Origin of the sequence: Brevibacterium sp. p3-SID960 (assembly GCF_025144725.1) — a bacterium.
Lineage (GTDB): Bacteria > Actinomycetota > Actinomycetes > Actinomycetales > Brevibacteriaceae > Brevibacterium.
Genome location: NZ_JALXKS010000012.1, coordinates 55,532 through 67,406, shown reverse-complemented (window position 1 = coordinate 67,406; position 11,875 = coordinate 55,532). Strand labels below are relative to the sequence as shown.

Here is an 11,875-nt window from a genome sequence, read left to right as displayed (position 1 = left end):
TGCGGGCCCGCCTTTGCAGTGCTTTATAGAGTTCTTACTACCTCAGTGCTGTTCGACGACGATGCCCTCATGCGGGCAGCAGCGGGCGGCCGGGTGCAGCAGTGAGCCGACGCCGGTGGCGTTCGCAACAGCGGCAGCGATGCCGTGGGCGACGGTCTCCTTGGACTTGCGCACCGCCTCGGGCACGGACAGGCCGGTGGCCAGGCCGGCGGCGATCGCTGCGGCGAAGGAGCAGCCGGCGCCGTTGACGAGGTCGTTGGTGATCTTCTGGCTGCTGAAGGTCGTCAGGGTCTCGCCGTCGTAGAGGACGTCGATGGCCTCATCGCTGTCGAGGCGCGCCCCGCCCTTGACGACGACGTTGTCAGCGCCCATCGCGTGGATCGACTTGGCCGCCTCTGCCATCTCATCGACGTTCGTGAGCTCGGCAGCCCCGACGAGGGTCGCGGCCTCTTCGAGGTTCGGGGTGATGACGGTGGCCAGCGGCACGAGGTTCTCGATGAACAGGTCCTTCAGGTCGACCATCGAACCCGTTCCCTTGCACACGAGCACGGGATCGAAGACGTAGGGCAGGTGGTTGTTCTTCAGCCGGTCGGCGAGCACGAGGGCGGAGTCGACAGAGCCGACCATGCCGGACTTGATGACGTCGTAGTCGTGGATCGCCAGGGTCGAGTCGAGCTGCTGACGGATGAAGTCGGCGTCCTGGAACTCAGCGGAATGGTAGAAGCCGTTGTCTGGGTCGAAGGTCACCACGCAGGTGATGACCGCTGCGCTGAAGACGCCGTATTCCTCGAACATCTTCATATCGGCGCCGAGGCCGGCGCCGCCGGAGACATCGAGTCCGGCCACCGTCAGGCCGCGAGGTGCTGTCATTGGGGTTCCTTTCCATCGGCCGCAGCCCCTGTCATGGCGGCTCCGGCGTATCCGTGCTGTCTCCATGCCTCGTACATCGCAACCGAAGCCGAGTTCGCCAGGTTGAGCGACCGGCGGGCCGGCAGCATCGGGATTCTGACCTGCTGTGCGATATGCGGATCGGCTAGCACCTCGTCATCGAGGCCGGTCGACTCCTTGCCGAACAGGAGCACATCGCCGTCAGTGTAGGCGATCTCACCGAAACCGGTGTGTGCGTGCGTGGTGAATGCGATGACCCGGCGATCGCCGAGGTGCTCCCACAGGTGCGCGAGATCCGGGTGGACGGTCACGTGCGCGAGGTCGTGGTAGTCGAGTCCGGCCCGGCGCAGCTTGGCATCGGAGAGGTCGAATCCGAGGGGTTCGACCAGGTGCAGATGCGCTCCGGTGACCGCTGCCAGGCGGATGGCGTTTCCCGTGTTTCCCGGGATCTCCGGGGTGTGGAAGACGATGTCGATATTCATGGCGTTCCAAGCTTAGCGGCTCAGCAGACCGGTGCTGTGCACCTGTTCGAACAGCATTGCCTGCATTCGAATAGGTGTTCTATAGTTATGGGTATGTCCGTCCACCATGCCGTCGCCGCCGACCCGCAGACGCTGAGAGAGCAGCTCAGCCGTCTCCCGGGTGTCACGACTGCGCGCGAGCTCTTCACCGGTCCCGAACCGCTGCCGGTGGACGGCATGCTGGCCCCGGTCTTCGCCCGCGGTGGACTGCCGCGCGGGGAGATCCTCAGCGTCACCGGCACGCTCGCGCTGTCCTTCGCGTGTGCGGCTGCAGCGAAGTCCACCCGCGAACAGCACTGGTGCGCAGCCGTCGACACCCCGGAGCTGGCGGTCGCCGGCCTGGCCGACCTCGGCATCGACCTGGAGCACTTCGTGCATGTGCGCACCCCGCCGGCGGACTGGCAGCGGGTTGTCTCAATCCTGCTGGAGACCTTCGATCTGCTCATCATCGCCCCGCCGGCTGCCCCGAGCCCACAGGAGCGCCAGCGCCTCACCGCCAAGGTCCGCGAACGCCGCGCCAGCCTCATCGCCCTCGGCCCGATGCCCGGCAGCAGCGAAAGCTGCGAAGTCTCCGTCGCCGGCTGGGACGGTCTGCACGCAGGCAGCGGACGGTTGCGAGCCTGCACCGTACGGGTGCGGCATCCGCGCACCGGTGAGCATCTGCTCACCTGGCCGCTGACCCCCGGTGCCGCCAGCGTGCAGCAGCTGCCCACCGCCTCGGGCGCGGAGGCTGCGACCTGCCGGCCGGCACATCCGCAGGTTCAGGTGATCGACGGTGCCGGCTGAGACCCAGCGGACCCTCGTGCTCACGGTCCCGGACTGGTCGGCGACCGCTGCAGCCGAGACGCACGGCTGGGCGGCCCACGAACCGGTCGCAGTGCTGCGCGGCGGGCGGATCGTCTCGTGCAATGCCGCCGCCCGGGCCGCCGGCATCACCACCGGGATCAACAAGCGCGCCGCCCAGCTGCGCTGCCCGCAGGTGCGCATCACCGGCTGGGACGAGGACCTCGACCAGCGGATCTTCGCCACCGGTCTCGATGTGCTCGAAACCAGCCTCGCCCGCTTCACCATGCTCGCCCCGGGGGAGGTGAGCATTCCGCTGACCGCACTCGCGCGCACCTACCCCAGTGAAGACGCCGCGGTCGAAGAGCTGCTCACCACCGTCACCGACGCCACCGGCTGGGAGTTCTTCGCCGGCATCGCCGATTCGGTCTTCGCTGCGATGCTCGCCGCCCGCACCGCCACCCGGGTGCTGCCCGGGCAGACGCCGGACTTCCTCGCCGCTCAGCCGACGGCCGCGCTGGCCTATGCCGATGCCCACACCTACGGCGAGCTCGTCACCGTCTTCGAACGCCTCGGACTCGACACCCTCGGAGCGCTGGCGCAGCTGAGCGAAGGGCAGATGCGCACCCGCTTCGGCACCCTCGGCGTGCAGGCCCACCGACTGGCCCGCGGGCTGCCGGTCCACCAGCCGGTCGACCACGTCCGCCAGCGCGAGCACCTCATCGAGGTGCCGATCAGCCCGCCGAGCACGCGCGGCGACGAGCTGTCCTTCCACGCCCGCACGGCTGCCGCCGAGCTGTTCGCCGGGATCCGGGCGGCCGGGTTCGTGTGCCCGAGCCTGACGATCGAGCTGGTCGCCGCCGGCGGGCAGCGCAGCCAGCGGACCTGGCGGCTGGAGCTCATGGACGAGAACCTCGTCGCCGACCGGGTGCGCTGGCAGTCCGAAGGCTGGCTGGCCGGACAGTCAGCCGTTGCCGCCGAACCGGTCGATGAGGGGCTGGCCGAGGCCGATGGCGTGTGTGCCCTGACGCTGGCCGCCGCTGAGCTGCTCGCCCCGCTGGAGGCCCACACCTCGCTGTTCGCCCAGCGTTCGGGCTATGTCACCCACACCCTGGAACGGCTGCAGGGCCTCTACGGGCCCGAGGCGGTGCGCGTGCCCCAGCTGCAGGGCGGCCGGGAGCCGGCGGAGACGAACCTGTGGACGCCATGGCAGCAGCAGCCCCGCCCCGAGCGCAGTGCGGCTGCCCCGTGGCCGGGCCGGCTGCCGGCCCCGCACCCGATGATCGTCGACCGCGCCCCAGTCGAGCTGCTTGACCGGCAGGGGATGAGCGTCATCGCCCGGCCCAGCGGACTCGACAGCACCCCGGTGCTCCTACGGCTGGAGTCCGGTGCCCAGTTCGGCATCGTCGATCACTCCTCGGCCTGGCCGGTCGAGGCCGACTGGTGGGATCCGGCACGCGCTCAGTACCGGGTGCGGCTGCAGGTGCTCACCGCCTGCGGGCAGGCCTTCCTGCTGTGCAAGGAGCACGGCCGCTGGCACATCACCGGACGCTACGCCTAGGAGGATCTGATGGGATACTGCAATCCGCCGATCCCATGGTCGGAGCTCGAGCGCCGGCTGTCCTCCCGCACCGCCGCCGAGGCGGCTGCTGAGCCGCTGCAGCTGCGTCCCCCTGACCTGCGGTCCGGTGGGACAGGTTCCGGTCGGACTGGGACGGAAGCACCGCCTCGGCGGCGGGGCCGGCCATGGGCGGAGCTGCACGTGCATTCGACCATGAGCTTCCTCGACGGGGCCTCAGAACCCGAAGAGCTCATCGATGCCGCCATCGACGCCGGGCTCGAGGCGATCGCGCTGACCGATCACAACGGACTCTACGGTGCCGCCCGCTTCGCCCAGGCAGCCGCCGGGCGGGGGATCGGCACCGTCTACGGCGCGGAGATCTCGCTGGGGCTCAGAGCGAAGATCCCCGGCCAGATCGACCCGGAGGCCGCCCACGCCCTCGTCCTCGCCCGCGGGGTGCCCGGCTACCGGCAGCTCTCGGCCACCCTGACGCAGGCGCATATGGCCGGGACGAAGAACCGACCGGTCATCGAGCTTGAGGACCTGGCCGCGGCCGCCGAGCAGGGCAGTGGGGACTGGTATGTGCTCACCGGCTGCCGCAAAGGGCTGCTCATCCCGCATCTGGGCGATCCTGACGGTGGGCTGGACAGGCTGCGCCGACTGGTATCGATGTTCGGCCGCGACCGTCTCGTCGTCGAGCTCACCCGCACCGGGCTGCCTGAAGACGATGAGCGCATCCGCCACCTGTGCGAGCTCGCAGCCCGGGCAGGGGTGCGCACGGCGGCGACGAACCAGGTCCACTACGCCAGCCGGGAGCAGTTCCGCGATGCGCAGGTGCGGGCGGCCGTGCGCGCGAACTCAAGCCTCGATGAGGTTGCCGGCTGGCTGCCGCCGGCGGCCCTGCAGCGCATCCACACCGGGGCGGAGATGGCCGGCCGGTTCCCAGCTGAGGCACTCGATGCGGCCGTCGAGATCGCCGCCGACTGCGCCTTCGAGCTGCGTGCCGCCCGGGCCGGCCTGCCGCAGGCGCCGATGCCAGAAGGGATGAGCGATGCCGCTTTCCTGCGCGAGCTCGTCACCGCCGGCGGGCTCAGGCTCTACGGCACCCGCGAGCAGCGCCCGGATGCCTGGGCGCTGCTGGACCAGGAGCTGTCCACCATCGAGCAGATGGGCTTCTGCGGGTACTTCCTCATCGTCTACGACATCGCCCGGTTCTGCCGGGAGCACGACATCTTCTGCCAGGGCCGGGGGTCGGCGGCGAACTCCGCGGTCTGCTACGTCCTCGGCATCACCGCTGTCGACGCGGTGCGCTTCGGGCTGCTGTTCGACCGGTTCCTCGCCCCCGAGCGCGAAGGCTATCCCGATATCGACGTCGACATCGAATCCGGCCGCCGCGAGGAGGTCATCCAGTACGTCTACGACCACTACGGCCGCGACCGGGCCGGGCAGGTCGCCAATGTCATCACCTACCGGGCCAAGTCCGCCGTCCGCGATGCCGCAGCCGCCTTCGGCTACGATCCCGGCCAGCAGGATGCCTTCTCCAAGGGCCTCGAACGCTGGTCGCGGCTGCCTGAAGGCGACGATGACGACGACAGCACTGGGGGAGCAGGCGGGCAGCAGGGGGTGCCCGGCCCGGTCATCGCCGCTGCCCGCGGGCTGCTCGGCACGCCCCGCCATCTGGGCATCCACTCCGGGGGCATGATCTTAGCCGACCGGCCGATCGGCGAGGTCGTGCCGATCGAACCGGCGACGATGGAGCGGCGCACCGTCGTGCAGTGGGACAAAGACGACTGCGCACATATGGACCTGGTGAAGTTCGACCTGCTCGGCTTGGGCATGCTCACCGCACTGCACGAGATGGTCGACCTCATCGCCGCCCACACCGGTGAGCGCATCGAGCGGGCGCGGCTGCCGCAGGAGGACCCGGAGGTCTTCGACATGCTGTGCGACGGCGATGCCATCGGCGTCTTTCAGGTCGAGTCCCGCGCCCAGATGGCCACCCTGCCGCGGATGCAGCCGCGCTGCTTCTACGACCTGGCCGTCCAGGTCGCGCTCATCCGGCCTGGGCCCATCCAGGGCGGGTCAGTCCATCCCTACATCCGGCGCCGGCAGGGACTTGAGAACCCCGACTACCTGCACCCGCTGACCCGCTCGGCACTGGAGAAGACCCTGGGGGTGCCGCTGTTCCAGGAACAGCTCATGCAGCTGGCCATCGACGTCGCCGGGTTCTCCGGCGGCGATGCCGACCAGCTGCGCCGGGCGATGGGGGCCAAGCGGTCGAAGGAGCGGATGCGGCAGCTGGCCGACCGGTTCCATGCTGGGGCTGCGGCCCGCGGGGTCGATGCGCAGACCTCGCAGGTGATCTTCGACAAGATCGCCGCCTTCGCCAACTACGGGTTCCCCGAAAGCCATGCCATCAGCTTCGCCAACCTCGTCTACGACTCCGCCTGGTTCAAGCGCTACCATCATGCCGCGTTCACCGCCGGGCTGCTGCGCGCCCAGCCGATGGGCTTCTACTCCGCTCAGTCGCTCATCGCCGATGCCCGCAGGCATGGGGTGCGGATCCTGCCGGTCGATGTGCAGGCCTCCAGCGCGCAGGCTGATCTGGAGGCCGATGCGGATTCGACCGGCGGCTTCGCCATCCGGATCGGGCTCTCAGCGGTCCGCGGCGCCGATTCTGCTGCCGAGGTGATCGTCGCCGCGCGCGAGGCCGCCGGCCCCTTCACTTCGATCGGGGACCTCGCACAGCGCACCGGTGTCGATGTCGCCGTGCTCGAAAGCCTCGCCACTGCTGGGGCGTTCTCCTGCTTCGGTCTCGATCGCAGGCAGGCGCTGTGGGTGGCCGGCTCCCAGGGCGGGTCGGGTCCGGGCATGCTGCCGGGCACCGCCCCAGTCGCCGAGGCTCCGGCGCTGCCGCTGATGAGCAGCTTCGACATCACGCTTGCCGAGCTGTTCTCCACCGGCCTGACCGTCGACGGCTACCCGACCGAGCAGCTGCGCGCGAGGCTGCGCGAACGCGGGTACGCCTCGACCGCTGATGCCCAGCAGACCGTTGATGGGCAGACGATCACCGTCGCCGGGCTGGTGACGCACCGGCAGCGGCCCGGCACCGCCTCAGGGGTGACGTTCATGAACCTCGAAGACGAGTTCGGGATGCTCAACATCGCCTGCTCACCGGGTCTCATGCGCCGCTACCGGCCGATCTCCTACAGCCACAATGTGCTCGTTATCCGCGGGCGGGTGCAGCGGGTCGGCACGGTGGTCAGCGTCACGGCCGACAAGCTCATCCCACTCGACGTCAAGATGCCGGTGAAATCACGGAACTTCCGGTGAGACCACCGGCTCGTCCTGTCTCCCGCGATGCGGTTCTGCAGGCACCCCACGCCCGTGTATGACGGCATATGACGGCACATGACAGACAGATGACGGAAGGGGCCCGCCCGGTGAGGCCGGCTCCCTAGCGTGGACGACGTCACCACCGACCTGTACTAGCTTGAAGGAGCAACCCATGAGCGAACTGAGCTTCGAGACCCGCCAGATCCACGCCGGACAGTCACCGGATACCGTCACCGGCGCCCGCGCCCTGCCGATCTACCAGACCACCTCGTACGTCTTCGACAGCGCCGAGACCGCCGCCAACCGCTTTGCGCTGGCCGACCTCGGTCCGGTGTACACACGCATCGGCAACCCGACCGTCGAAGCCGTCGAAAATCGCATCGCCGACCTCGAAGGCGGCGTGCAGGGTGTCCTTGTAGCCTCCGGCCAGTCCGCGGAGTTCCTCGCCATCATCAACATCGCTGAAGCCGGCGACCACGTCGTCGCCAGCCCCAGCCTGTACGGCGGCACCTACAACCTCCTCGACGTCACCCTGCGCAAGCTCGGCGTCGAGACGACCTTCGTCTCCGACCCCGGCGACCTCGAGGCATGGAAGGCAGCCGTCAAGCCCAACACCAAGCTGTTCTTCGCCGAATCCGTGGCCAACCCCCGCTCCGACGTCCTCGACATCGCCGCGGTGGCAGAGACCGCGCATGCCGCCGGGGTGCCGCTCATCATCGACAACACCCTCGCGACCCCTTACCTCGTCCGCCCGATCGAGCACGGTGCTGATGTCGTCATCCACTCGGCCACGAAGTACCTCGGCGGCCACGGCACATCGATCGCCGGGATCATCGTCGACAGCGGCAACTTCGACTACGGCGCCGAACCTGAGCGCTTTCCCGGCTTCAACCAGCCCGACGACTCCTACGACGGTCTCGTCTTCGCCCGCGACCTCGGCCCGGATTCGGCGTTCGGCGCGAACGTCTCCTATGGCCTCAAGGCCCGCGTGCAGCTGCTGCGCGATCTCGGCCCGGCCGCCTCGCCGTTCAACGCCTTCCTCATCGCCCAGGGCCTGGAGACCCTGAGTCTGCGCATCGAACGCCATGTCGCCAATGCCCAGCGGGTCGCTGAGTTCCTGGAGAGCCATGACCAGGTCGAGAGGGTCCACTTCGCCGGGCTGCCGTCGAGCCCGTGGTACGAGCTCGGCCGGAAGTATCTGCCCAAGGGCGTCGGTTCGGTGCTCGGCTTCGAGATCGCCGGTGGCTACGACGCAGCAGTGACGTTCGTCGATGCCCTCGAGCTGCACTCGCATGTCGCCAACATCGGCGATGTCCGCTCGCTGGTCATCCACCCGGCCTCGACGACGCATGCGCAGCTCGACGAGGACGCCCAGCGCGCCGCCGGTGTCAGCCCGGCCTTCGTCCGCCTGGCTGTGGGCATCGAGGGCATCGATGACATCATCGCCGATCTGGAGAAGGGGTTCGCCGCCGCCCGCGGCTGATGCGCAATGCAGGTCGCCAGCCGCACAGCCGTCGCCGAGTTCCACGACGTCGTGCTCGAATCCGGGTACGTCTTCGAGCAGCTGCACATCGCCTACGAGACCTACGGGCAGCTGAACGCGGAGAGGTCGAACGCAGTGCTCATCGAGCATGCGCTCACCGGGGACCCGCACGTCAGCTCCGGGGTGGCGAACCCGGCGGCGGCTGCGTCACCGCGGTCGTTCGCCGCCGGCTGGTGGGAAGAGGTCGTCGGGCCGGGCCGGGCGGTCGACACGAACGAGTTCTTCGTCGTGTGCGCCAATGCGATCGGCGGCTGCAACGGCTCGACCGGTCCGACCTCACCCGCCGCCGATGGGCTGGCGCACGGGTCGCGATTCCCGGACGTGTCGATCCGCGATATGGCCGCAGCCGAGGTGCTGCTGAGCGACCGACTCGGCATCCCGGCTTGGCATGCGGTCATCGGCGGGTCGATGGGCGGGGCCCGGGCGCTGGAGTTCGCGTTGGTGGCCCCCGAACGGGTCAAGCGCGCCACCATCCTGGCTGCACCGGCATTCTCGGATGCCGATCAGATCGCCTGGGCGCACACGCAGATCCAGGCGATTGAACTCGATCCGGACTTCTGCGGCGGGGACTATGCGGTCATCGGCCGGTTCCCGCGCCGCGGCCTCGGGCTGGCCCGGCAGATCGCTCACCTGACCTATCGGGCGGACTCCGAGCTCAACGAGCGTTTCGCCAACACCCGCCAGGCGCAGTGGCCGGACCTCGCCCACCGGCCGCGCCCGGCCTCAGCGGGTGATGCCTACTACGCCATCCAGAGCTATCTCGACTATCAGGCGACCAAGCTCGTCGACCGGTTCGATGCGCAGTCCTATCGAATCCTCACGCAGGCACTGCGCGATCACGACGTGCGCCGCGGTCGCTCGACGAACCTCGCGGAGGCCCTGTCGGCAGCGCAGGCGAAGTTCCAGATCATCAGCGTCTCCAGCGACCGCCTCTACCCGCCGGCTCAGGTGGCCCAGCTCGCGGCCGCGCTGCCGGGCGAGGTCGAAACCCAGGTGATCGACTCGTGGGCAGGCCATGACGGGTTCCTCACCGAAGGCGTCCAGCTCTCACCGCACCTGCGCCGGTTCCTCACATGATCAGCCTTCCTCACACGATCAGCCGGCCACCCCAGACGGGGCGGCCGGCTGATCCCTGGCGCTCACCGGGCCCGAGGCAGTGGCCCGGTCGGCATCAGCTGCGCTTGGCCTTCTTCCCCTCGGCCCTGCGCTGCTTGTACAGGTGGCGCTCATCGACGGGGAAGTCGCGCTGGGCGCGCGCGTTCCGGTAGTAGTCCATCGCCTCCTGCTGGCGTTCGGCCTCGATGCCCTCGGCGATCGTGGCCCGGCGGTGCTTGGGCCCGTAGCCGAAGGACTCGCAGATGTCGCCGGCGTTGGCGGCCAGCTTCGCGCACAGGCTGTCGATCGTCGGGCCGATCTGGCGGGCTCGCGACATCGACAGCCGGCCGTACATGATGTGCCAGCCGATGTGGTCTTCGATGAGGCTCAGGCCGTAGAGGTCGCGGATGCGGCGCAGCAGCTTGGCCTCCTCCTCATGGCCGGTGCGCTTCTGCGCCTCATGCATCGCATCGTTGAGCGCTTCCCACTTCAGCGCTTCGATATAGGCGCGGGCGGCCTCGATGAGCTGATGCTGCACGCTGTTGAATACGTCGGCCGCCTTCGCCGGGGGCATCGAGGCGGCCGGGCGCAGCGTGCCGGCGAGGTCGGCGACCATGACCTCGACCCGGTTGTGCAGCATCGCCTGCTGCACATGACCGGAGCGCACCCGCTTGTTATTCAGTGCAGGGGTGAAGATGTCGCCGATGGTGCGCCCGACATTGGCCAAACCGGACCGGTACAGCGAATGCTCGGCGGCCTGGGTGCCGATGTAGCGGGCCACACCGCCGAGGTCGATGTCCTTGAATTCGGCGGCGTAGTCGCTCAGCAGGCGCTTGGCGACCAGCTGCAGCAGAACGGTGTTGTCGCCTTCGAAGGTGACGTAGACGTCGAGGTCTCCGTAGAGACCCACGAGCCGGTTCTCCCACATGTAGCCGGCGCCGCCGCAGGCTTCGCGGCATTCCTGGATCGTGCGCAGCGCATCCCAGGTGGTGATCGCTTTGAAGCCGGCGGCCTGGGTTTCGAGCCGCTGACGGGCCTCATCGGAATCGTCCTCACCGCCGAAGACCAGCTGGAAGGACTCCAGCAGCTGGTCGTGGGCCACCGCATTGGCGAACACCCGGGCCACCAGCGGCATGAGCCGGCGCTGGTGCTGCTGGTAGTCCATCAGCACCTCCTCGACGGCGTCGTCGCCACCGGTGAACTGGCGGCGCTCGAGCCCGTAGCGCATGGCGATGTCAAGGGCGAGCTTCGCTGCGGTGACGCCCGAGCCGTCGAGTGACACGCGGCCCTGGACGAGGGTGCCGAGCATCGTGAAGAAGCGCCGGCCAGGCGATTCGATGTCCGAGGAGTAGGTGCCGTCGGCTGCGACGTCGCCGTAGCGGTTGAGCAGGTTGGTGCGCGGCACGCGGACGTTGTCGAAGGACAGGCGGCCGTTGTCGATGCCGAGCAGGCCGCCCTTGCGGCCGTCGTCCTCAGGTGTGATGCCGGGCAGCGGTTCGCCTGCAGCGCCGTCGCGGATCGGGACGAAGAAGCAGTGCACGCCGTGGTTGACGCCGTTGGTGATGAGCTGGGCGAAGACGACGGCGGCCTCACCGTGGACGGCTGCGTTGCCGAGGTACTCCTTCGTCGCCGCCCGGAAGGGGGTGTTGATGACGAAGGTCTCGTCGGACGGATCGTAGGTGGCGGTGGTGCCGATCGAGGCGACGTCGGAACCGTGGCCGATCTCCGTCATCGCGAAGGCGCCGAGGAGCTCGCCGCGGATGGCGGGTTTGAGCCACCTGTCATGCTGTTCGGCATTGCCCAGATGCTGGATCGCCCCGGCGAAGAGGCCGAATTGCACACCTGCTTTGATCTGGATGCTCGGCTCAGCGGTGACAAGCTCCTCGAAAGCGGCGACGTAGCCGGCATGATCGTTCTGGCCGCCTTCGGATTCCGGCAGCGGCAGACCGGAGATCCCGGTGTCGATGAGCGCCTTGACGCCGGCGAGGGTCTCCTCACGCAGCTGGTCGAGGTCGCCGGTCTCACTGAGCACGGCGTGTTCGCTGTCGATGAAGCTGCGGCCGATGTAGCGCTGCTCAGCCCATCGTCCGTCGAGCACGGCACCGATGCGGGCGGGATCGACGGACAGCTGGTGCTTCTTGCTCATGG

Annotated in this window: 8 protein-coding genes; 5 read left to right on the top strand and 3 right to left on the bottom strand. The window is 68.8% G+C overall.

The features are described from left to right. Window positions 1-42: 42 nt before the first annotated feature. Both M3B11_RS05705 and M3B11_RS05700 read right to left on the bottom strand, forming a co-directional pair. Window positions 43-870 (bottom strand): hydroxymethylpyrimidine/phosphomethylpyrimidine kinase, encoded by an 828-nt coding sequence (locus M3B11_RS05705; RefSeq protein ID WP_259875774.1) that lies wholly within the window; start codon window positions 868-870, stop codon window positions 43-45. Continuing rightward, window positions 867-1,370, bottom strand: a complete 504-nt coding sequence (locus tag M3B11_RS05700) for a tRNA (cytidine(34)-2'-O)-methyltransferase (RefSeq protein ID WP_259875773.1) — start codon at window positions 1,368-1,370, stop codon at window positions 867-869. Before M3B11_RS05700 ends, M3B11_RS05705 begins: the two co-directional genes overlap by 4 nt. Window positions 1,371-1,463: 93 nt before the next feature. On the opposite strand from M3B11_RS05700, the gene M3B11_RS05695 reads away from it, so the two are divergent. The 5 genes from M3B11_RS05695 to M3B11_RS05675 all read left to right on the top strand — a co-directional run bounded on the left by M3B11_RS05695 (window position 1,464) and on the right by M3B11_RS05675 (window position 9,709). Then, window positions 1,464-2,195, top strand: a complete 732-nt coding sequence (locus M3B11_RS05695; protein WP_259875772.1) for a porin — start codon at window positions 1,464-1,466, stop codon at window positions 2,193-2,195. Further along, window positions 2,185-3,753 carry a DNA polymerase Y family protein gene (locus tag M3B11_RS05690; RefSeq protein WP_259875770.1) on the top strand — a complete coding sequence of 523 codons (1,569 nt, stop codon included), beginning with the start codon at window positions 2,185-2,187 and terminating at the stop codon, window positions 3,751-3,753. Before M3B11_RS05695 ends, M3B11_RS05690 begins: the two co-directional genes overlap by 11 nt. A gap of 9 nt (window positions 3,754-3,762) precedes the next feature. Beyond that, window positions 3,763-7,086 (top strand): error-prone DNA polymerase, encoded by a 3,324-nt coding sequence (locus M3B11_RS05685; RefSeq protein WP_259875769.1) that lies wholly within the window; start codon window positions 3,763-3,765, stop codon window positions 7,084-7,086. Between the two features lie 175 nt (window positions 7,087-7,261). Then, window positions 7,262-8,572: a bifunctional o-acetylhomoserine/o-acetylserine sulfhydrylase gene (locus M3B11_RS05680; protein WP_259875768.1), complete on the top strand. Its 1,311-nt coding sequence runs from the start codon at window positions 7,262-7,264 to the stop codon at window positions 8,570-8,572. A 6-nt stretch (window positions 8,573-8,578) separates the two neighbouring features. Then, the gene (locus M3B11_RS05675; RefSeq protein ID WP_259875767.1) at window positions 8,579-9,709 is read left to right on the top strand and encodes a homoserine O-acetyltransferase; all 1,131 of its coding nucleotides are present in this window, start codon (window positions 8,579-8,581) and stop codon (window positions 9,707-9,709) included. 94 nt (window positions 9,710-9,803) lie between these two features. Here M3B11_RS05675 and M3B11_RS05670 read toward each other — a convergent pair whose 3' ends face one another. Continuing rightward, window positions 9,804-11,873 carry an acyl-CoA dehydrogenase family protein gene (locus M3B11_RS05670; protein WP_259875766.1) on the bottom strand — a complete coding sequence of 690 codons (2,070 nt, stop codon included), beginning with the start codon at window positions 11,871-11,873 and terminating at the stop codon, window positions 9,804-9,806. Window positions 11,874-11,875 lie beyond the last annotated feature (2 nt).

Excerpts from the sequence above, each read along its gene's own strand:
- M3B11_RS05705 (WP_259875774.1), bottom strand. The coding sequence starts at position 870 with ATGACAGCACCTCGCGGCCTGACGGTGGCCGGACTCGATGTCTCCGGC.
- M3B11_RS05700 (WP_259875773.1), bottom strand. The coding sequence starts at position 1,370 with ATGAATATCGACATCGTCTTCCACACCCCGGAGATCCCGGGAAACACG.
- M3B11_RS05695 (WP_259875772.1), top strand. The coding sequence starts at position 1,464 with ATGTCCGTCCACCATGCCGTCGCCGCCGACCCGCAGACGCTGAGAGAG.
- M3B11_RS05685 (WP_259875769.1), top strand. The coding sequence starts at position 3,763 with ATGGGATACTGCAATCCGCCGATCCCATGGTCGGAGCTCGAGCGCCGG.
- M3B11_RS05680 (WP_259875768.1), top strand. The coding sequence starts at position 7,262 with ATGAGCGAACTGAGCTTCGAGACCCGCCAGATCCACGCCGGACAGTCA.
- M3B11_RS05675 (WP_259875767.1), top strand. The coding sequence starts at position 8,579 with ATGCAGGTCGCCAGCCGCACAGCCGTCGCCGAGTTCCACGACGTCGTG.
- M3B11_RS05670 (WP_259875766.1), bottom strand. The coding sequence starts at position 11,873 with ATGAGCAAGAAGCACCAGCTGTCCGTCGATCCCGCCCGCATCGGTGCC.